We start from the raw sequence: 25,115 nt of genomic DNA on the forward strand, positions 1-25,115 counted from the left end.
TTACCGGAAACGATATGTTATACGGCCTTTGGTCAAATCATAAGGGGTCATCTCGACAAGCACCTTGTCGCCAGTCAATACGCGGATGCGGTTCTTGCGCATTTTGCCGGCGGTATGGGCGATGATTTCGTGGTCGTTTTCGAGCTTGACGCGAAACATCGCGCTCGGCAGCAGTTCGGTGACGACGCCGGGAAATTCGAGCAGTTCTTCCTTGGCCATGTGGTTCCTTGTGAGGCGCTCTCCGCCGCGAGTTTTGCCGCGCGGCTTAGATAGCGCGTGAAATGCGAAAAACCCGCTGCCCCGGCCGGGGAGCGGACTCGGCGCGGACCCTAGTCGAGAACGAAGGATTTGTGAACCAGGGAGTTGAGGGGCCTCAACGCCCCTTCTCAGGTTTGACGGCCTCGAATGGATCAAGAATTATTGCCCCGAGTCCCTCAACGTCTCGAACATTGCGCGTCACAAGTGTCAGATCATTCGCTTTGGCCGTGGCCGCAAGCAAGGAGTCCACAACAGGGGCGGTCCGAAGAGCGCTCATTCGCCCCCACTCCCCCGCAACGTCAGAGTCGACCGGCAGAATACGTCCGACGAAAGCGCGTTCGACATCAACCAACCAACGGTCAAGAGCGTCGGCGCCCCTCACGTCCCTTCGCCGCAGCCTTTCCGCCCCCCGGCGGATTTCGCCAAGCGTCAGCACGCTCAGATAAAGCTGCTCGTCCTTTACCGAGGCGAACCAAGACGCGACACGCGCATCGCATCGCGCACCTTTGCGAAACTCGGAAATCACATTGGTGTCGATCAGAAAATTCAAAAGGCGACGTCCCGGCCGAGATCGCGCGGGCGTTCTAGGTCAACGCCTTCAAGCGGCGCTGCGGCGAGAAGCGCCTTGAGCGAGCCCGGAGCTGGGGAGGGCACGACATCGCGGAGAACAGCGCGTACTTCCGCTTCGCGGAGGGGATCGGCGAGCGCGGCGGCGACGCCGCGAACAAGCGCGACATCCTCCTTGCGCGCCTGCACCTCGACACGCACGAGGCCCTTTCGCTTCATTCGCTGTCGATAGATTTGGACGCTGGATTTTAGAGGCTTTGGCATCCCGGACCTTCTTCCGGAAGAGCTACCGGAAATCTGGCGCGTAAGCAAGTATCTGGACCGGCTTTCATGCCTTCCTTCTCCCATTTACGGGAGAAGTGAGAAGCATCGTCACTTCGGCTTGCCCTTCACCGTGCGCGTGCCGGGCTTGCCGCCCGAAGAGCGTGGCGAAACGCGCGGCGGCGGCGTGAGCCGACCCAGCGGCCGCGCTTCCCCGCCGCCGAAATTATGCGGCCCCATGTCGGCGTCGGTCGGCTTATGCGCGCGGGTCGCGAGCTTTTCCTCTTCGTCGCGGCGGACGGCGCCGCGCCCTCCCCGACCAAAGGAGGCGCGAAATTGCGGACTCGCCTCGGCGAGCAATTCGGCGCGTTGCAGCCGCTGGATTTCATCGCGCATGCGCGCCGCCTCCTCGAAAGCGAGATCGGCCGCCGCCGCCTTCATGCGCTTTTCGAGATCGGCGATCGTCGCCGCGAGATTATGCCCCGGCGCGATGTCGTAACCCGTGTCGATGGTCACATGATCCTGCTCGGCGACCGAGCCGAGAATGTCAGCGATGCCGCGCTTGATCGACGCCGGCGTGATGTTGTTCTCGAGATTGTAGGCTTCCTGCTTGGCGCGGCGACGGTCGGTCTCGTCCATCGCGCGTTTCATCGAGCCGGTGATCTGATCGGCGTATAAAATCACGCGGCCGTCGATATTGCGCGCCGCGCGGCCGATCGTCTGCACGAGCGAGGTCTCGGAGCGCAGAAAGCCCTCCTTGTCGGCGTCGAGAATGGCGACGAGGCCGCATTCGGGGATGTCCAGACCTTCGCGCAGCAGATTGATGCCGACGAGCACGTCGAAGGCGCCGAGCCGCAGATCGCGGATGATCTCGATGCGCTCGATCGTGTCGATGTCGGAATGCATGTAGCGCACGCGCACGCCGTTCTCATGCAGATATTCAGTCAGATCTTCCGCCATCCGCTTGGTGAGCACGGTGACCAGCGAGCGATAGCCGATTTGCGCCGTCGCGCGCGCTTCGTCGAGAAGATCGTCGACCTGGGCGCGCGCCGGGCGCACCTCGACAATAGGATCGATCAATCCCGTCGGGCGAATCACCTGTTCGACGAAAACGCCGCCTGTCTGATTGAGCTCCCAGTTTCCCGGCGTGGCAGACACCGAAACGGTCTGTGGCCGCATCGCGTCCCATTCCTCGAAACGCAGCGGGCGATTGTCCATGCAGGACGGCAGGCGGAATCCATATTCCGCGAGCGTCGCCTTGCGGCGGAAGTCGCCCTTATACATCGCGCCGATCTGCGGAATGCTGACATGGCTCTCGTCGGCGAAGACCAGCGCATTGTCGGGAAGATATTCGAACAGCGTCGGCGGCGGCTCTCCGGGCCTGCGGCCGGTGAGATAGCGCGAATAATTCTCGACGCCGGCGCAGGAGCCCGTCGCCTCCATCATCTCGAGGTCGAAGCGGGTGCGTTGCTCGAGTCGCTGCGCCTCCAGGAGACGCCCGGAACGGTGCAATTCGTCGAGTCGCGCGCGCAATTCCTCCTTGATCGCCTTGATCGACTGCAGCAGCGTCGGCCTCGGCGTCACATAATGCGAATTGGCGTAGACTTTGACGAATTCGAGGTCGACCGTCTTCTTGCCGGTCAGCGGATCGAATTCGGAGATCGACTCCACCTCATCGCCAAAGAAGCTGACGCGCCAGGCGCGATCCTCATAGTGGGCCGGGAAGATGTCGACGGTGTCGCCGCGCACGCGAAAGGTACCGCGGGTGAAATCGGCGCCGATCCGACGGTAGTGCAGCGCGACGAGATCGGTGACCAGCTGCCGCTGCTCCAGCTTCTCGCCAAGAGTCACCGAAAAGGTCATCGCCGTATAGGTTTCGACCGATCCGATGCCGTAGATGCAGGAGACCGACGCCACGATGATGACGTCGTCGCGCTCGAGCAGCGCGCGCGTGGCGGCGTGGCGCATGCGATCGATCTGCTCGTTCACCGAGGATTCTTTCTCGATATAGGTGTCCGAGCGCGGCACATAGGCCTCGGGCTGGTAGTAGTCGTAATAGGAGACGAAATATTCGACGGCGTTATTGGGAAAGAAGCTCTTGAACTCGCCGTAGAGCTGAGCGGCGAGGGTCTTGTTCGGCGCGAGAATGAGCGCCGGCCGCTGCACGCGTTCGATCACGCTCGCCATGGTGAAGGTCTTGCCCGATCCGGTGACGCCAAGCAGCACCTGATCGCGTTCCTGCGCCGCGATGCCCTTGACCAGCTCCGCGATCGCCGCCGGTTGGTCGCCCTTCGGCGTGTATTCGGACACGAGGTCGAACCTCACGCCGCCTTCGGACTTCGCCGGCCGCTCGGGCCGATGCGGCGTCCAGGGCTTTTGGTCGCGAATGTTCGGATCGCCAAGGCGCAGCAGTTGCGCAAGACTGTCGGCGGTGGCTTCCACGCCGCCCATGTTTTGAGCGGCGCTTCCTGAAGTCGCGCCGCCCGCCTGAAATCCCTCGCCGAGGCCGTATTTTTCGATGTCCTCCTCGCCGAGGCCGTGAATCGAAGAGGCGTCATAGGCGGCCTGCGGCGCCTCGCCGAACCCGGGCGCCAGCGCCGGATTGAGGAGCTGCATGAGATGCGGCGCGAGCGGCTCCACCACCGGCTTTGACGCCTTGGCGCGCGTCGGCCGCGCAGGATCTCTGGGCTTTCCGGGAGGTTTCGCCATGGCCGCAATATGGGGGAGACGAGCGCGGGATGGAAGCGCCCAAAGGAGCGGTTACGCCACACCCAGATCAATGACGACGATCTCCGGCGGACAACCGATCCTCACGGGCGCGATCGAACAGCCAAGCCCGGCGGAAACGACTAGGTGACGATCGTTCTCAATCTTGTGACCATAAGCGTAGCGCGCGCCATAGCGTGATGGCACGCTCGGCCGCCAGCCAAAGAAATTCAGTTGTCCGCCATGCGTATGGCCACTGAGCGTGAGCGAAACGCGCGCCGGCACGCTCGGAAAAATATCCGGCTCATGCGCCAGCAGAATAATCGGCGCGTCGTCAGCGACTTTCGTCATCGCCGCGGTCAGATCATCGATCCCATATCGCGGATGGCCCCACCCCCGCACCGGGACAAAGGCGATTTGATCGCCCAGTCCGACAATCCAGAACGGTTTCCCGTCCTTGACCAAACGCACGGCGTCATTCTGATAAACGGCGAGACCCGCATCCTGCATGGCCTTGCCAACATCCGGCAAACCCTCGCCGCGGCGCATCGACGCCTCATCCGCCCACCAATCATGGTTGCCGAGCACGGCATGAATGCCGAGAGGCGCGTCAAGCCGCGCCAATGCGCGCGACCAGGCGCTCGCCGGCTCCTGTCTCTGAAATTTATGAGTCGCCACATAGTCGCCAACGAGCAAGGCGCAGTCAGCGCCCTGACTGTTGGTCAGGTCGACAATTTCCGTCACACGCTCGGCGGTCATCCACGGACCGCAGGCGTGAAGATCGGCTACGATCGCGAGCCGCAGCCTTAAATCTTTTGGCCACGTCAGCGGCGTGAAGGCGTAACGGGTGACGCGCAAACGAAAAAGCGGCTCGATGAGCGAGCCATAGATCGCGATGCCGCCGCCAGCAACAGTAAGTGAGGTGATCAGGCGCAAGAATGCGCGGCGATGGAGCATTTGCAATCGCCAGATGAAAGATGACGAGACACTTTAAATCAAATCCCGGCGCAGTGGAAATCTCGTGACCAGCGAGACCCAGGTTTGGGAATGGCGCAATATAGTGGGAGTTCAGGTTCAAGGGCAGCGGAAATCGCTGCTCCACATCCCCTCGGACAAGCGAAAGCTCGGTTTGGCGCGAGCGCGTTCCTCGCCATGGAGAGCCACTCCTTAGGAGGAGACGCCGCGTATATGAGCACGTGACACTGCCGTCTCCTGTTGGACAACGCATCGACCGCGCTATCTGCCTCCATAGGGGGCCAACATGCGCAGACGTCGATCGAAAATGAACAAGCTTTTCTCCGACACGCTCAAGATGAGCTTCGTGGCCAATCAGGTCATCGGCTTGCGGCTGATGAAGATCGCCACCGGCGGCGCGCATGGCAAGCGCGAAAGCGACCTGATGGTGAGCGAAAAGCTCGAAGCCGCGGCCGAGGCCAGCCTCGCGGCCGCGATGAGCATGGCGACAGGACAACCGCATCGCGCCGCCGAACGCGCGCTCGCCGTTTACACGAAGCGGGTCAATGGCAATCTAACGCGACTGTCGAAGCGCTGACGGAGACGACTTGTCTTGGGCGAACCGTGGCCGGGGCGCCGCGCGCTTGCGCCGCCATATCCCCAGCGCGCAGCCAGCCCCCACAAGCGAGAGCACGCCGAACGCGGCGGACCATTCAGCCCCCTCGCCCACCGAAAAATCATACTGCCCGACATATTCCTTGGCGCCGTCGTCGCTGGTCGCCCTGACGAGAGCGACATAGCTTCCGTCGCTGACGAAATTATGCGTGAAGCTTGTCGTGCCCTTGTCCGCCAAATATTTCTGTGGCGGCAAAACGGCGACGGTGTTGGCGTCGAGATCGTCGCGCCAATCGGCCTGACCGACATTGCGTAGCACGCGGATTTCGATGTTCATGTCGCGCAGCTCGATCTGCCGCGCGTCGAGGATGATCATCGTCGGACCGAGCGTCGGCACATGCCGGCAGAATATCTCGTCGGTCTGATTTTCTTGAAAAGCGCTGAACATCATTTGCGTCGGTCCGACGCTCATCACGCAATGGCGTGGATGTTCCGCCCTGATCTGCGCCCGAGCGATGTTGACGCATACGCAGGCGAGAAGCGCGGCGAGCAGAAGTCTTCCCGACATCGGACCCTCCGGTCATGGCGCGCGAGACCTTCGGCTCGGCGCCGTCGACTTGCCGCCAATAAAAGCATCCAAGGCCGCCGCCCCCGTTAAATGCGCCAAGCTTTCAAGCTGCCGCCAATCCGGATTTTGACAAAGAAGCGATCTGGCCAAAAAGCGGCCAGAATTCGCCATCCGAGGCTCCCGTCGCCTATTCCGCCTCCTCCAATTCCTCCCGCTCGGCCTCCAGCAATTTGGCGCGCGCCTCGGCGGCCTCGCGCTGACGGTTCCACATGCCGGCGTAATGGCCGCCAAGCGCCAGCAGCGCCTTATGCGTGCCGCGTTCGACGATTCGGCCATGATCGAGAAACAGGATTTCGTCGGCGTCGACGATCGTCGACAGACGATGCGCGATGACGAGCGTCGTGCGGCCGCGCGCGACCCGCCTCAACGCCTCCTGAATTTCATGTTCCGTCAAGCTGTCGAGCGCCGACGTCGCTTCATCGAGGATGAGAATGGGCGGACCTTTGAGAATCGTGCGCGCAATCGCGACGCGCTGCTTTTCGCCGCCAGAAAGCTTCAGCCCGCGCTCGCCGACCTGCGCCTCATAAGCCTCCGGCACGCTCTCGATGAAGCGGTCGATCTGCGCGAGCCGGGCCGCCTCGCGAACCTCTTCGTCGCTCGCGTCCCACCTTCCATAGCGAATGTTGTAGCCGATCGAATCGTTAAACAGCACGGTGTCCTGCGGCACCATGCCGATCGCCGCCCGCAGGCTTTCCTGCGTGACGTCGAGAATATTCTGTCCGTCGATCGTGATGCGGCCGCCTTGCGGCTCGTAGAAACGATACATCAGGCGCGAGATCGTCGATTTTCCCGCGCCGGACGGCCCGACAATGGCGATGGTTTGTCCGGGCTCGGCTTCAAAGCTCACGCCCTTGAGGATCGGCCGGTTCGGCTCGTAGTGGAACGCGACATTATCGAAAACGATCCGCCCTTCGCGCACGAGAAGCGGCGTCGCGCCCGGCTTGTCCAAGATCTCGGGGCTCTGCGCCAGGATCGAAAACATCGTTTCGATGTCGATGATCGCCTGCCGCACCTCGCGATAGAAGGTGCCCATGAAATTTAGGGGCTGCGCCAACTGACCCATCATCAGGTTGATCAGGACGAAATCGCCCACCGTATTGCGGCCGGCCTCGATGCCATAGACGCACATCACCATCATGGTGGTGAGGCCGATGATAAAGATCACCGTCTGGCCGGCGTTGAGCACCGCAAGCGAGACATAGGACTGCGTGCTCGCCTGCTCGTAATGGATCATCGATTTGTCGTAGCGCTCAGCCTCACGTCTCTCCGCACCGAAATATTTGACCGTTTCATAGTTCAGCAGGCTGTCGATCGCCTTCTGATTGGCGTCGGTGTCGCTGTCGTTCATCCTGCGCCGAATGGCGATCCGCCAGTTTGTGGCGAGCGTCGTATAGAGAAAATATCCGGCGAGAGTCGCGACCAGGACGAGCCCGTAACGCCAGCCAAACTGATAGAGAAAAATGCCGAGGACCAGCGCCATCTCCAGCACTGTCGGGGCGCCCGTCGACATGATGAGGCGCGACAGCGTCTCGATGCCGTTGCGCCCGCGCTCCAGCACGCGCGTGAGCCCGCCGGTCTTTCGGCCGATGTGAAATCGCAGCGACAGCTCATGCATATGCACGAAGAGGTCAGTCGCCAGCCGGCGCACGGCGTGCATCGCCACCGCCGCGAAGACGCCGTCGCGCAACTGCATCAGCACGACCGAAGTTATGCGGATCGCGCCCATCAGAAGCGTGAAATAAACCGCGGCGGCCGCCATTTTCCCCGCCACGCCGGGTCCGCCCTCGGCCAGCGCGTCCGTCGCCCATTTGAAAGCATATGGCGTCGCGGCGTTGAACAGCTTGCTGACGACGAGCAGCGCAAAAACCGCGGCGACCCGAAACTCGAGATCGCGGCGGCCGCGCGGCCAGATGTAGGGCCATAAATGGCGTATCGTCTTGAAAAGAGACGATTCCGACAGCTGCTGTTCATTAATGGGCTGAGGCGCGGCGTCATCCGCATCGATTGCGCTTGATTCGCCTTGATCAGGATTCAGCATAGGTCTCCGATTGAATGGGCCGCCGTCGCGACGTTTTGCGTCATATATGAGTTTTAGAAGGAATGCGCACCCCAAGCCGCAGCGCGGCGATAGCGCTGCAGGAGAATGAAAATAGCGCTGCAAGAGAATGAACATGCGAAAGATTGAGAACGTTTGCGTCTATTGCGGCTCCTCGATCGGCGCCGATCCGCGTTACACAGCGGCGGCGCGCGCGCTGGGCGCGGCCCTCGCGCGCGCCGGGGTCGGCCTCGTTTATGGCGGCGGAGCCATTGGCTTGATGGGCGTTCTGGCGAAGGCCACGGTCGCCGCCGGCGGCGTTGTCACCGGGATCATTCCCGAGTTCCTGGACCGACGGGAGATTCCCTTTGTGGGCGCGACGGAGCTCGTCGTCGTCGACGACATGCACACGCGCAAGCGCCTGATGTTCGAACGATCCGACGCCTTCATCGCGCTGCCGGGCGGCGTCGGCACTCTGGAGGAGCTGACCGAACAGCTGACCTGGATCCAGCTCGGCCGTCACACCAAGCCTCTGGTCATTGCCGACATCGGCGGCTTCTGGCGGCCGCTGCTGTCGCTTTTCGCGCACATGCGGAACGAGGAGTTCTTCGGCGAAATCGATAACGTGCGCTATCTCGTGGCCGAACGCGTGGAAGACATTCTGCCGATGATTTTCGCGGCGGTCCGCCACTCTCCAGACATCAGCGAGACGGCGATCACCGAACGGCTGTAGCGGTTCGACGGTCGTTGCGCTCGACCGACACCAGCAGCTTATAGTTGATCGCATCGACGAGCGCCTCGAAGGACGCGTCGATGACATTGGCCGAAACGCCGACGGTGGACCACCGCGCGCCCTCGCCGTCGGCGCATTCGACGAGAACGCGCGTCACCGCGTCGGTGCCGCCCTGGAACACGCGGACGCGATAGTCGACGAGCCGAACGTCCTCGATGAAACGCTGATAGGCGCCAAGATCCTTGCGCAGCGCGAGATCGAGGGCGTTGACGGGGCCGTTGCCTTCGGCGGCGGAAATCCGGCTCTCGCCATCCACATTGATCTTGACGATCGCCTCGGCGCCCTGGTCCTCAAAGCCGCCATTGCGGGCGAAGCGCCGATCGACCGCGACGCTGTAGCGTTCGATGTCGAAGAAATGCGGCGCCTCGCCGAGCACGCGCTTCGCGAGAAGAAAGAACGAGGCGTCGGCGCCCTCATAGGCGTAGCCTTGCGCTTCCTTCTCCTTCACCTCATCGAGAAGCCGCGCCAGACGCGGATCCTCCTTGTCGAGGACGACGCCCAATCGGCCAAGCTCCGCCGCGATGTTCGAGCGCCCCGCCTGATCCGATACGAGCACGCGCCGCACATTTCCGACCGATTCCGGCGTGACATGTTCGTACGTGCGCGGATCGGTCAGCACAGCCGAGGCGTGAATGCCGGCCTTGGTCGCAAAGGCGCTGGCGCCGACATAGGGCGCGTGGCGGTTCGGCGCGCGGTTGAGAAGCTCATCGAGCGCATGGCTCACGCGCGTCAGATGCGTCAGCTTCTCTTGCGTCACGCCGATGTCGAAGCGGTCGGCAAATTCGCTCTTCAGCAATAGTGTCGGAATGATCGTCGTGAGATTGGCGTTGCCGCAGCGTTCGCCAAGACCATTGAGCGTGCCTTGAATCTGCCGCGCGCCGGCGCGCACGGCGGCGAGCGAATTCGCCACCGCCTGTCCCGTGTCGTCGTGGCAATGCACGCCGATGCGGTCTCCTGGAATCTGCTTGACGACCTCCGCGACGATGCTTTCAACCTCGTGCGGCAGCGTGCCGCCATTGGTGTCGCAGAGGACCACCCAGCGCGCGCCAGCCGTATGCGCGGCCATTGCGCAGGCCAGCGCATACTCGGGGTTCGCCTTGAAGCCGTCGAAAAAATGCTCGCAATCGACCGCGACTTCCTTTCCGCGCGCGACGGCGGCGTTTACGGATTGCGTAACGCTTGCAAGATTATCCTCTTCCGTTGAGCGTAAGGCGACGCGGACCTGAAAGTCCCAGCTCTTGGCGACAAAGGTGACGACGTCGGCGCTGCTGTCGAGGAGCGCCGCGACGCCCGGATCATTCTCGACCGAGCGGCCCTGACGCCGCGTCATGCCGAAGGCGGCCAAGCGCGCGCGCAGTTTCGGACGCTGCGCAAAAAACTCCGTGTCGAGCGGATTCGCGCCGGGATAGCCGCCCTCGACGTAGTCGATTCCGATCTCGTCCAGCATAACGGCGATCTGACGCTTGTCGTCCAGCGAAAAATCGACGCCCGTCGTCTGCGCGCCGTCGCGCAGCGTCGTGTCGTATAGCGTCAGCCGTTCTTTGGCCATCAATGCGCTCTCCCGGCGGCGGGCGCCGCCAGCTCCTTGGTCATCGTCGTATTGCCGAGCCATTGCCCGCCGATCTCGATCATATTGCGGGTCGTGGCCACATAGCCGCGCGTCGCGAAAAAATCCTGCGCAGCGTCGGAGGCCTCAACCGTCAGCAGTGTCGTGCAGCGCGCGGCGGCGAGTTTTTCGATCGCCTCGGCGAGCGCCGATCCGACGCCTTGGCGCGCCATGTCGGGCCGCACATAGAGCATGTCAAACATCTTGTTGTCGCGCAGCGACGCGAAACCGGCGATGCCCCCGTCGACGAGCGCGACGATGGTCAGCGCGTCCGAGAGGCGCGACGCGAAGGCCGCTTCGTCGTCAGCCGCAGACGCCCAGGCTTCGCGCTGCGCCTCGTCATAGTCATCGGCCGCAAGCGCCTCGACGCTGGCGCGAAAGAGCGCCGCGAGCCTCGCGGCGTCTGCCGGAAGAAATGGCCGCAGACCGGGCGTTTGCGCGCTGCGCGCCATCACACGATCTCGAAGGCGCGCAGCAGATGCCAGGCGATGTAGGCGGCGAGCGCGAGCACCAGCAGCTTGAACGCGAGATAGAGCGCCCAATGGCGCTTGAAGGGAAGCGTCTTTTTCCAGTCATCATTGGACATTTGATATCCCCTTCTGTTCAGCCCACCCGGTTCGCTTCGCGAACCGCCCTCCCCGTCAAGGGGAGGGATTGGCCTGCATGCTCGAAACGCAAGAAATCACAAATCTCGCCTTGCTTAAGCGTTCGATCGTTACGCCGAGTCGCGCCGTTCTGATCCCTCCCCCTTGCGGGGAGGGTGGCGCGCGAAGCGCGCCGGGTGGGGGAGACGCCAGCGCTTCTCATGACGCCTCCCGCATATGTTCCTTCGCTCGGGCGATGATGGTCTCCACGACGCCGATCAGATTGGCGTCGATCTCGTGATTCCAGAAGCGCAGCACATGAAAGCCGTTCGCCCGAAAAATCGCGTCGCGCCTGGCGTCATGGCGAAGACCCTTATCCTCTCCATGCTGCGCGCCGTCAGCTTCCACTATCAACCGATACTTGTAACAAACAAAATCGAGCACATAGCCTTCAAGCGGCGCCTGACGACGAAAATGAAACCCTTGCGGGCGAAGCTTACGCAACTGCGACCAGAGCTTCACCTCTTGCGGCGTCATGTTCTTGCGCAATTCGCGCGCGCGGGGGTTGGCCATGTCCGTCACCCCACCCGGTTCGCTTCGCGAACCACCCTCCCCGTCAAGGGGAGGGATTGGCCTGCATCAGCGAAACGCACAACTTCATGCAAAATGCCTCGCATGGGCGCGTGATCGCTACGCCGAGTCGCGCCGTTCCTATCCCTCCCCCTTGCGGGGAGGGTGGCGCGCGAAGCGCGACGGGTGGGGGAAAGAGCGCTCATCGCTTCACCTCCCAGGTTGTCGTGCCGTCTTTATTGTCCTTGAGGGCAATGCCCATAGCGGCGAGTTCGTCGCGGATGCGATCGGACTCGGCCCAGTTTTTAGAAGCGCGGGCCGCGAGGCGAGCAGTGATGAGTCGCTTGACAATATCGCCATGTTTTTCGAAGAACGCCTGATCTTGATCGTGCCTCCATGCCCGAAATGCTTCCAAATCGATGCCGGAAAGCTCCAGCATGATCGATAGAACTCGATCTGTGCGAAGTTCAGAAAATGCGCGATCTAATATTTGCATTGCGAGCGGAGTGTTTAGGTCATCGGAAAGCGCTTCCAAATAGGTCGACGGAATTTCATCAGAGCGCAGAGGTTGATCGGCGATCCTCCCATCTGAACCCAAAGGCGCGACGGAAAAATCCATAGCGGTCATCCAATATGTAAGCTTCGTCTCCGCCTCCTCCAGCGCCTTAACTGTCCAATCGATCGGCTGGCGGTAATGCGTGCGCAGCATCGCAAGCCGCAGCACTTCGCCCGGCCACTTCCGCCCCCCAAACTTCTCCGTGTGCAGCAGCTCGTGGATCGTCACGAAATTCCCCAGGCTCTTGGACATTTTCTCGCCCTCGACCTGCAGGAAGCCATTATGCATCCAGTAATTCGCCATCACGTCGCGCCCGAAAGCGCAGCAGCTTTGCGCGATCTCGTTTTCGTGATGCGGAAAGACGAGGTCGATGCCGCCGCCGTGAATGTCGAAGGTTTCGCCAAGATGCGCGGCTGACATTGCGGAACATTCGATGTGCCAGCCGGGGCGTCCCCTGCCCCAGGGACTTTGCCAGCCCGGCTCATCATCCTTCGACGGTTTCCAGAGCACGAAATCCATATCCCCGCGCTTATAGGGTGCCACGTCGACGCGCGCGCCAGCGATCATTTCGTCGAGTGGGCGCCTCGACAGTCGTCCGTACGTGGGCATGGACGTCACATCGAAAAGCACATGGCGATCTTCAACATATGCATGACCCGAATCGAGCAAGCGTTGAATCAATCGAACCATGTCGATCTGCTTGTCGTCGTTCCTGATGTAATCTGTTGCGCGCGGCTCGATGGTCGGATTCAAACATCCAAGAGCGCGAACGTCCTCGTGGAATATGTCGATGGTCTTATCGGTCAGTTCGCGAATCGAGATCCCGCGCTCGAACGCCCGCGCGTTGATCTTGTCGTCGACGTCGGTGATGTTGCGGACGTATGTGACATGCTCGGCGCCGTAGAGATGGCGCAACAAGCGAAACAACACGTCGAAAACGATGAGCGGCCTGGCGTTGCCGATATGCGCGTAGTCGTAGACCGTCGGCCCGCAGACATACATGCGCACATGCGCGGGATCGATCGGACGGAATTCCTCCTTCGTCCGGCTCAGCGTATTGTAAATTTTCAGCGCAGGCGTCGACATGAATTTCCCCGCAAGGCCGCCGGCCGGGGCGTCGCTTCATGTCGTTTGGAGAGACGTGACGGCTCCGGCCAGCGTGATCGCTAGCTGATAATGGTCTTCCGACAAATGGTGAGCCGAAGCGTCATGGCGGCGACCATGCGCTAAAGCGCGCCGCCGCGTCAAGCGCGAGCCTGCCGAGCGGCGGGCGATTTAACTCGGGTTTTACCGCTATGCGCTAGGTCTTCGGCAGGTTGTCGGGGTCGCGTGGGGCTTGTTCATCATGTGGAAATATGAGGCGCCGTTCGGGCGGCGCGCGTTTGCGTCGCTACTTGCAGGAATGTGGATCGGCGTCGGCTACGCCTGCGCCGCGCGAGCTGAGGCGGGCGCGGGCGCCGCCTATGTTATCGCCGATCAGGAGGGCTACGGCCTGACGGAATGCCTCACGCATAAGGCCGATTGCGGCAAGATCGTCGCCGACTCCTGGTGTGCGGCGCATGGCCATGGCGCGGCCAGAGCTTTTGGCCGCGCGGACGATGTGACCGCCTCGATCGACGTCCACGCTGCGCGCGCCTCGATTGAGCCGGACGCCGCGGTCGTCGCCTGCGTCGATTAGCGTCAGCGCAGAAACTCTCCGCATTGCGGGACTTCGTTCTGGCCGGCCCAGGGCTGAATGGCGACGGTCGAGGTCGAACTCTCGGGCGAACCTTCGACGAGCTTGTCAGAATAGACCATATAGATCAGCACATTGCGCTTCGCATCGCAGCCGCGAACGATATGCATGCGCTTGAACAACAGCGACCGCCGCTCGCTGAACGCCGTATCGCCCTGGCCGAACTTCTCCTTGAATTTGACCGGGGCATATTGCCGACAGGCGAGCGAAACCTCCGACGACTGCTCCGCCACGCCGAACATGCCGGCGACGCCGCCCCTTTCATGCGCCGTATAGTAGCAGGCGACGCCTTCGATCGTCGGGTCGTCGATCCCGTAGGTCGCGAGCTTGTCGTTCGGGGTGAGGAGCTTGAAATCGACCGATTTGCGGAAAATGAGATCCGGCCCACTCTGCGCAAAGGCCGGCGCGGCGCCGAAATAAACAAAGGCCGTCGAAATCAGAGCCAGCAATTTGGAACGCTTCATATCGGCAACCTCCTGGATCACGCTGCCTTTGGGCGGAATCGCCAAAGGCGGATAACATGATCGATCTCGAAAGCTTAGAGCGCGCTCTGTGCGAAAACCGAATTCCACTTCTTCGCGAGCGGCGCTCTAGCGACGCCGTTGCCGATATGGGCGAAACGCCCCGGCAAGGGAAGGGCTTCGACCCTGGGCGAGGCAAAAAATTCGGCGCGCGGCGGGGGAATTGGCGTCGTCGTCCGGCGCCTTGTTGCCGACATGATGGGCGCGATTAATCGAGCGACGTTTGCTACGCGGCCCGGATTGGTGAAAATGACGCGATTCGTCGTAAGCGACGCGCGCCGGAACATCAGTCGCCAAGCGATCGCGCAAGCGTTTCTCGGCTTCTTACCAGAGTGAAGAGAGCCAAAAACTTCAATGAGGCCGCGACCATAAAGCCCTTTTTGACGAAAAGCGCCTTCATGCGGACGAAACTCGCCGCCGCCGCTGGCGTCGCATTCGGCCTCCTCGCCATTTCGCCGGCGGCAGGGGAAAGTCCCTACTGTACGGAGTTGCGCGCGCAGATCGCCCGCGCCAACGCCGGCGGCAGCGCGGGGAGATTCCAGGCCGCAGCCGCCAAGCAGCGCGGCGACTATGCCCGCGTCTCGGCGAGAGCCCGCGCGCTCGGCTGCGATCGCGGCCAATTCCTGTTCTTCGGCGATCCGCCGCCGCCTCAGTGCAATCAAATCAACGCGCAGCTCAACCAACTCTCTGGCGCCATCGCCAGCTATGAACGGGCGAGCGCCGACGACGGCGGCCAGCGTCAGGCGCTTGCCGCCCGCTACGAGGCTGAATGCCGCAATCCTCAGGCGGCGCAAGCGCGCGCTGCACGACCGCGCAATTTCTTTGAAGAGCTGTTTGGCGTCGCGCCCGATGAAAGTCCGGGCGCGCGCGACATGCCCGTCGGTCCAGACCCGGATCAGGAACCTTCAGACGGGAAGCCGCGCGGGGGTCCAATGGCGATCTGCGTGCGCGCCTGCGACGGCGGGTTTTTCCCGATCAGCTATTCGGCGCGCGGCTCCAACCTCGACGATCTTGCGACGATGTGCCGGGCGCTGTGTCCCAACGCCGAGGTGAAACTCTATACGGCGTCGCAATCGAAGGTGCTCAGTTCTGCGCTTTCGATCGACGGCGAGGCTTATTCCAGCCATCCCAACGCGCATAAATTCGAGACAACCTATGATCCGTCCTGCGGCTGCAAGCCGCCGGGGCAGTCGTGGGCCGAGGCGCTCGCCGAAGCCGAGCGACTCATCGCCGAGCGCCACGCAAAGGACCAGGTCGTCACCGCGGAGCAGGCCGAGCAATTGTCGCGCGCGCTGCCGCCCGGCGCGGCGCGCGGTCGGAAAGCGAAAGGCGCCGCGCCGGCGCCAGAGCCGACGAAGACGCCGGAATCCGCAGCGCAGGCGCAGCCCAGCGCCGCGGATGGCGCGGCCGCTACGCCGGAAACCTATCGCGAAGTCATCGGACCTGACGGGATCAAGCGCCGCATGCGGGTCGTCGCGCCGGCGTTGTGAGCCTCATCCCGCTCGCTTTAGTTCTCCGCCGCGTCAGGGCATATGCGCCTTGACCGTCTCGATCAGCTGTTTGATCGAGAACGGCTTCGCCAGAAAACCGAAGTCGCCCTCGGGAAGATTTTTGGCGAAGGCCTCTTCGGCATAGCCGGAAACGAAGATCACTTTCGCCGCGACGCCGCGCTTGCGCAGTTCGGCGAACATCGCCGGGCCGTCCATCTCCGGCATCACCACGTCGGAGACGATGAGGTCGATCTTGCCGTCGACGCGTTCGACGACCTCGAGCGCCTCCATCCCCGTCGCCGCTTCGAGCACCGTGAATCCGCGCGAACTTAAGGCGCGTGCGCCGATCGAGCGCACGGCGTCTTCGTCTTCGACGAGGAGGACCACGCCCTGTCCCGTGTAGTCCGCAGCGACCTTGGGCGTATCCGCCTTCTGCGACGTCTCCTTCTCCTCCGGCACGTAGCGCGGCAGGAAAATGCGGAAAACCGCGCCTCGCCCGATCTCGCTGTCGACGGAGATGAAGCCGCCCGACTGCTTGACAATGCCGAAGACCGTCGAAAGGCCGAGGCCCGTGCCTTTGCCGACTTCCTTCGTCGTGAAGAAGGGTTCGAAGATTTTTTCTTTCACATCGGCGGGAATGCCGCTGCCCGAGTCCTCGACCTCGACTAGCACATAATCCGCCGCCGGCAGCGCCGCCTCATTAAAGGCGGCGCATTCCGAGGCGGCGACATTGCGCGTGCGGATCTGTACGCGTCCGCCTGACTCCAGCATGGCGTCGCGCGCATTGACGACGAGATTGATGATCACCTGTTCGAACTGGGTGATGTCGGCCTTCACGAACCAGAGATCGCGGCCAAGACGCAGTTCGAGCTCGTTCTTTTCGCCGACGACCCGGCGCAGCAGATTCTGCACTTCGGAGAGCGCGTCGCCGAGTTGCAGGACTTGCGGGCGCAGCGTCTGACGCCGAGAGAAGGCGAGCAGCTGCCGCGTCAGGCCTGCCGCGCGGTTGGCGGTTTCCTTGATCTGGCGAATGTCGCGGAAGGCGGGGTCGGTCGGCCGGTGGCTGGAGAGCAGCAGATCCGAATAGCCGATGATCGCCGTTAGCATATTGTTGAAGTCATGCGCGATGCCGCCGGCGAGCTGGCCGACCGCATTCATTTTCTGCGATTGCGCGAACTCCTCCTGCAGCTTGCGCTGCTCGGTCGTGTCGAGCGCATAGACCATCGCGCCTTTCTTGCCGGCGTCCTCGGCGGAAGAGACGAAGAACCGCGCCGAACGCGTCGCCGCGCCGGCGGCGTCTTCCTCGAACACGACATTGATCGGGCGCACCTCGCCTTTGCCTTCGATCGCGTCTTCGATCGCGGCGCGCAGGGCGGCGCCATCGCGTTCGCCGAGTCCCGTCAGCACCGACCATGGCGCGGCGGCTTGTCCCTGGCCCGACTTCAGCGCCTGCGGCAGCAGTTTCGCGAAGGCCGCGTTCGACGTCAGCACGCGGCCCTCGCCGTCCAGCGTCGCCATCGCCATCGGCGTCGAGTTGAAGAAGCGCGCGAAACGCACCTCGGCCGCGCGCAAATTCTCTTCCGGCTGTTCGCCAGAGGCGCGGTTGAGCACCAGGGTGCGCGAGGGGCCGGATTCGCCGTCGTGGCCGAAAGCAACCTGGTGCAGCAGCCTGACAGGCAGCGACTTGCCGTTGCGGCATCGCAGGTCGAGGTCGATCTGCTCGGTGCGCACGTCGCCCGGCGCGCCCGACATCGCGGCGAGAAGCGCCGCGCCGCTATGGGCGACGATGGAGGACAGCGTCGCGCCGCCAGATCCGACTTGCGTGAGATCATAGCCCAGCCATCCGGCGAGCGTTTTATTCATATAAGAGACGGCGCCGTCCGGACTCGCGGAAAAGAAACCGGCCGGCGCGTGATCGAGAAAATCGATGGCGTGCTGGAGCTCCTGGAAGACGTTCTCCTGCCGCTGTCGATCGGCCGTCACGTCGGCCACCGCCCAGAGACAGAAGCGCCCCCCCGACGTCGTCGGCAGGGGCCGCACGCGAATGCGGTACCAGCCGACAGGCCCCTGCCCCGAGAGCGGCGGCGAAAGCCGCAGGTCTTCGCTATGCGACACCGCGGCGCGCGCCGCCTGGACCAGTCTGTAGATCGCCTCCGAGACCTCGGGCGGCCCTGAGAACAACCGCTCGACCAGCTGAACGCCGGAAGCGTCTTTAGCGTCGCACATCGCCGAATAGGCTTCGTTGGCGTATACGATGCGCGCATCGCCTTTGGTGACGAGCAGCCCTTCGCCGGATGTGTCGGCGATGAGTTTCGTCACGTCATTGCCCGCGACTCGGCCGGAGAAGTGAATCAATCCGACCGCATAGGCGAATAGAAAGAAGATTCCGGCGACGCCGAAAACCGCGAGCGCCAGAATGGTGACGCGCGGCCCGAGGTCCGAAGGCGTCAGGTAATAGGCGGCGACGCCTGCGACCAACGCGATGACGAGGGCGAGCGTCAATCCGATATTCGCGGGCCGCTCGCTGCGTCCCAAGGCGGCCGCTTCGGTCCTGTCGCTCATTTCTTAACCACCCGCGTCATATATCGCCGATCGCGACGGCCATGCTGACGCCGGCGCGCCGATTATTACTCTGCCGACGCTTACAGAATCATCTAAAACAATGGCTGTGAACGCCCATAATAGCAACGCCGGACATCGGAAGGGCGCTGATTCATCAAACATTAACCATTCATTAACCTTTTTTCGGCGCTTGCCATGAAAGCTGTTAATTTGGCAAGGTTCACGCGCGTCCGAACGAGAGACTAACCGTTCATGCCTGATAAATTCACTCAACTGCTGCCGGCGCTCGGAGCGCTCGTTGCGTTCCTCGTCGCTGCGGTGCTCGTGCTTTATATTTTCCGTCTGTTATTCGGACGCCGCATTCGAGCGCCGGGAGGCCGCAATCGCGCGCGCCGGCTGGACGTCGTCGATGTCTATGACCTCGATCGCGAGCGCCAGCTCGTCATTGTGCGGCGCGACAATATCGAACATCTGCTCCTGATCGGCGGCCCCAACGACATCCTCGTCGAAGCGACGATCAGCCGGCTCGAAGGCGCTGTCAGCCGCGGGCCGGAGCAACGCCCCGGACCGCCGGCGGCCGCGAACTGGCCGGCCGGGCCCTCGGCTCCGCCTCGAGAGCTGGAAACGCCGCTGCCGAAACCCGCCGCGGCGGGAGGCGCCGTCAATCTGCCGCCTGACCTCTTCGCGCCGGCGCCAACCAAGCCTGCTGCGCCGCCGCCTGCCCCGCCTCCGCCGGCGGGCCCTAGAATTTCGAGCCCGGCCGCGCCGCCGCAGCGCCCGGCTCCGCCCCGTTCGCCGACCCCGCCCTTCCTTGCGCGCGCCCAGCAGCGGCTGGCCCCGCGTCCGAAAGAGCCGCCGCCGCCTGAAGCCGCGGCTCCGGCGCCGCCGCCTCCGCCTCCGCCGCCCGCGGCTCCTCCCAGACCGGCAGAACCGCCGCCGCCAAGGCCTGCAGCGCCGCCGGCTCCCCCGCCGCCAGCGGCGGCGAGACCTGCTGCGCCGCCCCCTGCGCCCCCGCCGCCGCCCAAGCCTGCGGCGCCGCCGCCGCCGCCTACGCCGCCACAGGCGGCTCCGGCCGACGTCGATCCGCTGGACTCGCTCGAAGCGGAGATGGCGCGGTTGCTCGGCCGCCCGGATCAGAAGGAATGAAAAAGGGCGTCGCCGGCGGCGACGCCCTTCACTTTTCCCCCGAAGGTTTCGGACTAATCGTCTCGATAGACTTTTTCGCGCCGTTCGTGACGCTCCTGCGCCTCGATGGACAGCGTCGCGATCGGGCGGGCGTCGAGGCGCTTGAGAGAAATCGGCTCTCCCGTTTCCTCGCAATAGCCGTAACTGCCGTCGTCGAGGCGCGTCAGCGCCGCGTCGATTTTGGCGATGAGCTTGCGCTGCCGGTCGCGGGCGCGCAGTTCGATGGCGCGATCGGTTTCAGACGATGCGCGATCCGCAAGATCAGGATGGTTTTCATTTTCATTCTGCAGAGTGGCCAGCGTTTCGCGACTCTCTTGCAGAATGTCCTCCTTCCAAGCCAGCAGTTTGCGCCGGAAATATTCGCGCTGCCGATCGCACATGAAGGGTTCGTCTTCGGAAGGCTTATACGTTTCTTCCAGATCCACCGCCATCTCGCGAATCCTTAATTGGCCTATAGGCGACGCCTATATAGCCGCGACGGGCGCCACATACAATCATTCCCGCGCCGCCGCTCACTCCATGGCTCTGCGCAGATTTTCGTCGATCTTGTCCAGGAACCCTGTCGTCGACAGCCATCTTTGATTGCAGCCGACGAGCAGGGCGAGGTCCTTGGTCATGAAGCCCGACTCGACGGTCGCGACGCACACTTCCTCAAGCGTGCGGGCAAAACGGACAAGATCCTCGTTCCCATCGAGCTTGCCGCGATGCGCGAGCGCGCGCGTCCAGGCGAAAATCGAGGCGATCGAGTTGGTGGAGGTCTCGTGACCCTTCTGATGTTCACGATAGTGGCGCGTCACGGTGCCGTGAGCCGCTTCGGCCTCGACGGTCTGGCCGTCGGGCGTCATCAGCACGCTCGTCATCAGACCGAGCGAACCGAAGCCCTGCGCAACGGTGTCTGACTGCACGTCGCCGTCGTAATTCTTGCACGCCCAGATGTAGCCGCCCGACCATTTGAGCGCCGAGGCGACCATATCGTCGATCAGACGATGCTCGTAGGTGAGGCCGAGCGCCTGGAATTTCGATTTGAACTCGGCGTCGTAAATCTCCTGGAACAGATCTTTGAATCGGCCGTCATAGGCCTTAAGGATCGTGTTCTTGGTCGAGAGATAGACCGGATATCTGCGCGTGAGCCCGTAGTTGAACGTCGCGCGCGCGAACTCGCTGATCGACTCGTCAAGATTATACATCGCCAGCGCGACGCCGGAGCCGGGGAAATTGAAGACTTCCTTCTCGATGACGTCGCCGTCGACGCCCTCGAATTTGATTGTGAGACGCCCCTTGCCGGGCACCTTGAAGTCGGTCGCCTTGTATTGATCGCCAAAGGCGTGACGGCCGACGATGATCGGCTGCGTCCATCCCGGCACCAATCGCGGCACGTTCCTGCAGATGATCGGCTCGCGGAAGATGACGCCGCCCAGGATGTTGCGGATCGTGCCGTTCGGCGATTTCCACATCTCCTTGAGCTGGAATTCCTTCACGCGCGCCTCATCGGGCGTGATGGTCGCGCATTTCACCCCGACGCCATGCTCCTTGATGGCGTAGGCCGCGTCGACCGTCACCTGATCATTGGTGGCGTCGCGATTTTCGATCGAAAGATCGTAATAAAGGAGATCGACGTCGAGATAGGGCCGAACGAGCTTTTCTTTGATGGCGGCCCAGATGATGCGGGTCATTTCGTCGCCGTCGAGTTCGACGACAGGATTCGCAACCTTGATCTTCCGCATGCAACCGCTCCTCTGTGCCGCGCGCCTTATAGCGTCGGCTAAAGGTTTTGGGTAGCAATCCAGGGGCCTGCGGCTAAGCGGCGAAGCCGCCCTTCCCCCCGCGCGCTTTCCGCCCTAATTTGCCGGCCGCTTTGGGGCGAGGAGTCAAATTGGTCGGGGCCGGAACGGATCGCAGCAAGACGGCCCTTTCCGGGGGGCCGGCGATTGTGCTCGTGCGTCCGCAGCTCGCCGTCAACATCGGCATGTGCGCCCGCGCCATGGCCAACTTCGGCCTCTCCGATCTGCGCCTCGTCTCGCCGCGTGAAGGCTGGCCGCGCACCGGCGCCTACCGCAAGGGCGCCTATGCGGCCGCCGCCGGCGCCGTGCATCTCCTCGAAAGCGCGAAGCTCTACGAGAGCGTGCGCGAAGCGATCGAGGATCTCTCATTCGTCTATGCCGCCACGGCGCGCGGACGCGGCCAGATGAAGCCGGTGCTGACGCCGGCACAGGCCATGCCGGGCATGGCGGCGCGCGTGACGGCGGGCGAAAAATATGGCGTGCTGTTTGGGCCCGAGCGCACCGGCCTCGACAATGACGACGTTGCGCTCGCCGACGCCATCCTCACCTTTCCGGTCAATCCCGCCTACGCTTCGCTCAATCTCGCGCAGGCGGTGCTGCTCACCGGCTATGAATGGTTTCGCGCCGCGCATGGCGACGCCATTCCCTTTGAGATCGAAGAGCGCTCGCCCCCGGCGACGCGCGAGATGACCCTTGCTTTTTTTGATTTTCTCGAAGGCGAACTCGACAAGCGCGGCTTCTTCCGCCCGCTGACGAAAAAGCCCGTCATGTCGCGCAACCTGCGCAACATGTTCCACCGCATGGGCCTCACCCAGCAGGACGTGCGCACGCTGTGGGGCATGGTCGTGCGGCTGGTGGAAGGCCCGCGCCGTGAGCCGAAGAAGACGAGCCGAAAAAAGCAGGCGGAAGGCGCGGACTCCTGAGCCGCGTCACCTGTGACGACGACCGTCCTAATGAAGCGACCGCTTGCCTTCCCGCCGCGTCGGCGGCGGGGCGAGCGGGCTCGCCTGATGGTGCACGAGCCGCCAGCGCTCCCCGTTCCAGCGAAACCAGTTCGTCGCCAGCAGCAGGCCGCCGCCGACCTCCTCGATGCAAAAGACCCGACCCTCGGCGCCCTCGATGAGCGTCTGTGGATCTCGCGTCGTGACCGCTTCCTGCGCCGGGTTACGAAAAATATCGCGATAGGAGGCGAGCACCGGCATGCGCCCGACGAGCGCCGGCCAGCCGGGATGAGCGCAAGAGACGCCCTCTTCCGCCCAAAGTTCATTCAAACCGCCAAGGTCACGTGCGGCGAAGGCACGGTAATAAGCAGCGTTGGCGTCGAGCAGCGAGATTTCATCCATCGGGGGACACTGCGAGATTCGATCGGGCATGGCAAATGCCAGACAGGGCCCAGAGCAAGACGGCGTCCAAAGAGATTGACCGATGGATGCGCTGACCTGGTTCGAGCTCTTCGCGGTAAGCGCGATGCTGCTGACTTATTCAATGGAGGAACGCAGCCATTGGTTCGTGCTGGGATTCGCGGGCGCCTGCGCTCTGGGATCAATCTATGGATTCCTTCAAGGCGCTTGGCCCTTCGGCCTGGTCGAAGCGGTGTGGGTGGGGGTTGCGCTCAAGCGGTGGCGCTCGCGGCGAAGAACCTCGCAAGACCGCGGCGAAGCGCTTAAGTAGTATGCAGAGATGTCACAGCACGCCAAATTTGTGATATTTGCGCACTTCCGGCCGGCCTTGAACCGGACGTAGGAGTCTACCGATGTTCATCCAGACTGAAGCCACCCCCAATCCTGCAACGCTCAAGTTTCTGCCCGGCCAGGACGTTCTGGGCCAGGGCGCCATGGAATTTCGCTCGCGCGACGACGCCATCCACGCGCCGCTCGCCGAGGCGCTGCTCTCCATCGACGGCGTCGAGGCGGTGATGTATGGCGCGGATTTCGTCTCGGTGACGAAGAACGGCGCCGAATGGCCGCATCTGAAGCCCGCCATTCTTGGCACGATCATGGAGCATTTCGCCTCCGGCGCGCCGCTCCTGACGGAAGGCGCGGCGCCGGCGCAGCCCCACGGGGAGTTCTATGACTCGGCCGACGCGGAGACGGTCGCCACGATCAAGGAGCTGATCGAGACGCGCGTGCGCCCGGCGGTCGCCGGCGACGGCGGCGATATCGTCTTCCGCGGCTTCAAAGACGGCGTCGTCTACCTTGCCATGAAGGGCGCTTGCTCCGGATGCCCGTCATCCACCGCGACCTTGCGGCACGGCATCGAGAACCTGCTCAAGCATTTCCTGCCGCAGGTGAAGGCGGTCGAGCCGGCGTAGCGGCGGCGTCTCCGGAACGACGTTGATCGCGCTCCGAAAACCGTCATAATCGACGAATCATGCGAATCCTTGGGATTGACACCGCTCTGCCAGCCGTCTCGGCCTGCGTGCTGGACCATGACGCGGCGGCGCCGATCGCCGCCGAGTCGATTGAGATGGAGCGGGGGCACGCCGAGGCGCTGCTGCCGCTGATCAAACGCGTCATGAGCAAGGTCGAAGGGGGGTTCGCCTCGCTCGACCGGGTGGCGGTGACCGTCGGGCCTGGCTCCTTCACGGGCATTCGCATCGGCCTCGCCGCCGGTCAGGCGATCGCGCTCGCCTGTAAGATCGAGATTGTCGGCGTCTCGACGCTTGCCGCGCTTGCGGCGCCGCTGATCATCGATCCTTTCGACGGCGTCGTCGCGGCGGCGATCGACGCCCGCCATGACAAGGTCTACATCGCCGCCTTCGGCCCCGACGGGCGCCCGCTCCTCTCGCCGCGCCGCATCAACGCGCATGAAGCGCTTCGCGCGCTGGGGACCGGCCCGCTGCTGCTGACCGGCTCCGGCGCGCCACTGCTTGCGAGGGAGGCGCGCGCCCGCGGCGTTCCGGTCAGGATCGCGAGCGAGCGGCCTGCCCCCGATATCGCCCTCGTGGCGCGTCTTGGCCTTGCCGCGCAGCCTGATACTGCGCCCGCCCGCCCGCTTTATCTTAAAGAGCCCGACGTCACGATGCCCGCCGCCCGACCCAACGCCCTAATGGCTGTTGCAGGCTTGGGCGATGCGGCCGCGCGCGCCGCCGCCGCGGCTCAGGCGTGAGCTTTGCGCCATGACGCTGCTTTCGTCCTTCTTCGCCAAGCCGACATTCGTCATCGAACCCATCGGGGCGGAGCGCGCCGATGACTGCGAACGTCTGCACGGGGCGTCTTTCGCTTTTGGTTGGTCGAAAATCGATTTTGAAAATTATTTGACGGACCCGCACATCGTCGCCGACGGGGCGGTTCCCGAAGGTCGCAGAGGCGAGCTAGGGGGCTTCATTCTCTCGCGGCTGACGCCGCCCGACGCCGAAGTCCTCACTTTCGCCGTCGACCCTGGCAGACGCGGCGCGGGACTGGGCCGGCGCATTCTTGAAAAGCATCTCGAAAATCTCGAGCGCGGCGGCGCCCGCCTCGTCTTTCTGGAGGTCGCCGACGACAATGAGGCCGCGCTGAAGCTCTACGCACGCGAGGGCTTCAAGGAGATCGGCAGGCGCGAAAATTACTATCAACGCGCCAACGGCGAGCGGCGCGCGGCGATCGCTCTGCGGCTGGAAATCTGAATATGCACGCTCGCGGGGACGGCTGTGACAGCGGGCCAGTTCAGAAAATATGAGTGCAGAGCCCTCTTGCGGCGCTAAGGCGCAAAAAAAGTCGTATACTG

27 protein-coding genes are annotated in these 25,115 nt (G+C 63.2%); 10 read left to right on the forward strand and 17 right to left on the reverse strand.

Features of this window, described 5'->3' with window-relative positions:
- The 5 genes from infA to IYX23_RS09395 all read right to left on the reverse strand — a co-directional run bounded on the left by infA (window position 1) and on the right by IYX23_RS09395 (window position 4,749).
- Window positions 1-219: a translation initiation factor IF-1 gene (gene infA / locus IYX23_RS09375; RefSeq protein WP_014890360.1), complete on the reverse strand. Its 219-nt coding sequence runs from the start codon at window positions 217-219 to the stop codon at window positions 1-3.
- A gap of 154 nt (window positions 220-373) precedes the next feature.
- Window positions 374-808 carry a type II toxin-antitoxin system VapC family toxin gene (locus tag IYX23_RS09380; protein WP_196392528.1) on the reverse strand — a complete coding sequence of 145 codons (435 nt, stop codon included), beginning with the start codon at window positions 806-808 and terminating at the stop codon, window positions 374-376.
- Window positions 805-1,044, reverse strand: a complete 240-nt coding sequence (locus tag IYX23_RS09385; RefSeq protein ID WP_051381675.1) for a hypothetical protein — start codon at window positions 1,042-1,044, stop codon at window positions 805-807. The genes IYX23_RS09380 and IYX23_RS09385 overlap by 4 nt, the downstream gene beginning before the upstream one ends.
- Window positions 1,045-1,197: 153 nt before the next feature.
- Complete coding sequence (gene uvrB / locus IYX23_RS09390) at window positions 1,198-3,795, reverse strand: excinuclease ABC subunit UvrB (protein ID WP_196392529.1); 2,598 nt, start codon at window positions 3,793-3,795, stop codon at window positions 1,198-1,200.
- Between the two features lie 51 nt (window positions 3,796-3,846).
- Window positions 3,847-4,749: a metallophosphoesterase gene (locus IYX23_RS09395; protein WP_196392530.1), complete on the reverse strand. Its 903-nt coding sequence runs from the start codon at window positions 4,747-4,749 to the stop codon at window positions 3,847-3,849.
- 325 nt (window positions 4,750-5,074) lie between these two features.
- Between IYX23_RS09395 and IYX23_RS09400 the strand changes: the two genes are divergently transcribed.
- Window positions 5,075-5,344: a hypothetical protein gene (locus IYX23_RS09400; protein ID WP_018407845.1), complete on the forward strand. Its 270-nt coding sequence runs from the start codon at window positions 5,075-5,077 to the stop codon at window positions 5,342-5,344.
- Here IYX23_RS09400 and IYX23_RS09405 read toward each other — a convergent pair.
- Window positions 5,321-5,929 carry a hypothetical protein gene (locus IYX23_RS09405; protein WP_196392531.1) on the reverse strand — a complete coding sequence of 203 codons (609 nt, stop codon included), beginning with the start codon at window positions 5,927-5,929 and terminating at the stop codon, window positions 5,321-5,323. The genes IYX23_RS09400 and IYX23_RS09405 overlap by 24 nt on opposite strands.
- A 187-nt stretch (window positions 5,930-6,116) precedes the next feature.
- On the reverse strand, window positions 6,117-8,027 hold the full coding sequence (locus IYX23_RS09410) for an ABC transporter ATP-binding protein/permease (RefSeq protein ID WP_196392532.1): 1,911 nt from the start codon (window positions 8,025-8,027) through the stop codon (window positions 6,117-6,119).
- A 133-nt stretch (window positions 8,028-8,160) separates the two neighbouring features.
- On the opposite strand from IYX23_RS09410, the gene IYX23_RS09415 reads away from it, so the two are divergent.
- Window positions 8,161-8,757 carry a TIGR00730 family Rossman fold protein gene (locus tag IYX23_RS09415; RefSeq protein ID WP_196392533.1) on the forward strand — a complete coding sequence of 199 codons (597 nt, stop codon included), beginning with the start codon at window positions 8,161-8,163 and terminating at the stop codon, window positions 8,755-8,757.
- Here the strand turns inward: IYX23_RS09415 and cimA are convergent.
- From cimA to cysS, 5 genes are all read right to left on the reverse strand, one after another.
- Complete coding sequence (gene cimA, locus IYX23_RS09420) at window positions 8,741-10,366, reverse strand: citramalate synthase (protein ID WP_196392534.1); 1,626 nt, start codon at window positions 10,364-10,366, stop codon at window positions 8,741-8,743. The genes IYX23_RS09415 and cimA overlap by 17 nt on opposite strands.
- Window positions 10,366-10,875, reverse strand: coding sequence for a GNAT family N-acetyltransferase (locus IYX23_RS09425; protein ID WP_196392535.1), 510 nt, complete (start codon window positions 10,873-10,875; stop codon window positions 10,366-10,368). The genes cimA and IYX23_RS09425 overlap by 1 nt, the downstream gene beginning before the upstream one ends.
- On the reverse strand, window positions 10,875-11,009 hold the full coding sequence (locus tag IYX23_RS20500; protein ID WP_281431781.1) for a hypothetical protein: 135 nt from the start codon (window positions 11,007-11,009) through the stop codon (window positions 10,875-10,877). Before IYX23_RS20500 ends, IYX23_RS09425 begins: the two co-directional genes overlap by 1 nt.
- Before the next feature lie 217 nt (window positions 11,010-11,226).
- Entirely contained in the window at window positions 11,227-11,580 is a 354-nt protein-coding gene (locus tag IYX23_RS09430; protein ID WP_196392536.1) for a DUF559 domain-containing protein, read from the reverse strand.
- A gap of 199 nt (window positions 11,581-11,779) precedes the next feature.
- Window positions 11,780-13,219 carry a cysteine--tRNA ligase gene (gene cysS / locus IYX23_RS09435; protein ID WP_196392537.1) on the reverse strand — a complete coding sequence of 480 codons (1,440 nt, stop codon included), beginning with the start codon at window positions 13,217-13,219 and terminating at the stop codon, window positions 11,780-11,782.
- A gap of 259 nt (window positions 13,220-13,478) precedes the next feature.
- On the opposite strand from cysS, the gene IYX23_RS09440 reads away from it, so the two are divergent.
- Window positions 13,479-13,811, forward strand: coding sequence for a hypothetical protein (locus IYX23_RS09440; RefSeq protein WP_196392538.1), 333 nt, complete (start codon window positions 13,479-13,481; stop codon window positions 13,809-13,811).
- Between the two features lie 2 nt (window positions 13,812-13,813).
- Here the strand turns inward: IYX23_RS09440 and IYX23_RS09445 are convergent, their stop codons facing one another.
- Complete coding sequence (locus IYX23_RS09445; RefSeq protein WP_196392539.1) at window positions 13,814-14,332, reverse strand: CreA family protein; 519 nt, start codon at window positions 14,330-14,332, stop codon at window positions 13,814-13,816.
- 455 nt (window positions 14,333-14,787) lie between these two features.
- Here IYX23_RS09445 and IYX23_RS09450 point away from each other — a divergent pair, with 455 nt between their 5' ends.
- Window positions 14,788-15,879, forward strand: a complete 1,092-nt coding sequence (locus IYX23_RS09450; RefSeq protein ID WP_246716607.1) for a DUF2865 domain-containing protein — start codon at window positions 14,788-14,790, stop codon at window positions 15,877-15,879.
- Window positions 15,880-15,912: 33 nt separating this feature from the next.
- Here IYX23_RS09450 and IYX23_RS09455 read toward each other — a convergent pair whose 3' ends face one another.
- Entirely contained in the window at window positions 15,913-18,441 is a 2,529-nt protein-coding gene (locus IYX23_RS09455) for a response regulator (RefSeq protein WP_196392541.1), read from the reverse strand.
- A gap of 252 nt (window positions 18,442-18,693) precedes the next feature.
- Between IYX23_RS09455 and IYX23_RS09460 the strand changes: the two genes are divergently transcribed.
- Window positions 18,694-19,587 (forward strand): flagellar biosynthetic protein FliO, encoded by an 894-nt coding sequence (locus IYX23_RS09460; protein WP_196392542.1) that lies wholly within the window; start codon window positions 18,694-18,696, stop codon window positions 19,585-19,587.
- A gap of 53 nt (window positions 19,588-19,640) precedes the next feature.
- Here the strand turns inward: IYX23_RS09460 and dksA are convergent, their stop codons facing one another.
- Entirely contained in the window at window positions 19,641-20,057 is a 417-nt protein-coding gene (gene dksA / locus IYX23_RS09465) for an RNA polymerase-binding protein DksA (protein WP_014890379.1), read from the reverse strand.
- An 81-nt stretch (window positions 20,058-20,138) separates the two neighbouring features.
- Window positions 20,139-21,350 (reverse strand): NADP-dependent isocitrate dehydrogenase, encoded by a 1,212-nt coding sequence (locus tag IYX23_RS09470; protein WP_196392543.1) that lies wholly within the window; start codon window positions 21,348-21,350, stop codon window positions 20,139-20,141.
- A 149-nt stretch (window positions 21,351-21,499) separates the two neighbouring features.
- Between IYX23_RS09470 and IYX23_RS09475 the strand changes: the two genes are divergently transcribed.
- The gene (locus IYX23_RS09475; RefSeq protein WP_196392544.1) at window positions 21,500-22,330 is read left to right on the forward strand and encodes an RNA methyltransferase; all 831 of its coding nucleotides are present in this window, start codon (window positions 21,500-21,502) and stop codon (window positions 22,328-22,330) included.
- A gap of 27 nt (window positions 22,331-22,357) precedes the next feature.
- Here the strand turns inward: IYX23_RS09475 and IYX23_RS09480 are convergent, their stop codons facing one another.
- On the reverse strand, window positions 22,358-22,780 hold the full coding sequence (locus IYX23_RS09480) for a nuclear transport factor 2 family protein (protein ID WP_246716609.1): 423 nt from the start codon (window positions 22,778-22,780) through the stop codon (window positions 22,358-22,360).
- A 52-nt stretch (window positions 22,781-22,832) separates the two neighbouring features.
- On the opposite strand from IYX23_RS09480, the gene IYX23_RS09485 reads away from it, so the two are divergent.
- The 4 genes from IYX23_RS09485 (at window position 22,833) to IYX23_RS09500 (ending at window position 25,014) form a co-directional block, all read left to right on the forward strand.
- Window positions 22,833-23,078, forward strand: a complete 246-nt coding sequence (locus tag IYX23_RS09485) for a hypothetical protein (protein WP_196392545.1) — start codon at window positions 22,833-22,835, stop codon at window positions 23,076-23,078.
- A gap of 82 nt (window positions 23,079-23,160) precedes the next feature.
- Window positions 23,161-23,718, forward strand: coding sequence for a NifU family protein (locus IYX23_RS09490; RefSeq protein WP_196392546.1), 558 nt, complete (start codon window positions 23,161-23,163; stop codon window positions 23,716-23,718).
- Window positions 23,719-23,777: 59 nt separating this feature from the next.
- The gene (gene tsaB / locus IYX23_RS09495; protein WP_196392547.1) at window positions 23,778-24,515 is read left to right on the forward strand and encodes a tRNA (adenosine(37)-N6)-threonylcarbamoyltransferase complex dimerization subunit type 1 TsaB; all 738 of its coding nucleotides are present in this window, start codon (window positions 23,778-23,780) and stop codon (window positions 24,513-24,515) included.
- Between the two features lie 10 nt (window positions 24,516-24,525).
- Complete coding sequence (locus tag IYX23_RS09500) at window positions 24,526-25,014, forward strand: GNAT family N-acetyltransferase (protein ID WP_196392548.1); 489 nt, start codon at window positions 24,526-24,528, stop codon at window positions 25,012-25,014.
- The last annotated feature ends 101 nt before the right edge of the window (window positions 25,015-25,115 follow it).

It is taken from the genome of Methylocystis sp. L43 (assembly GCF_015709525.1).
In the GTDB taxonomy this organism is placed as follows: domain Bacteria; phylum Pseudomonadota; class Alphaproteobacteria; order Rhizobiales; family Beijerinckiaceae; genus Methylocystis.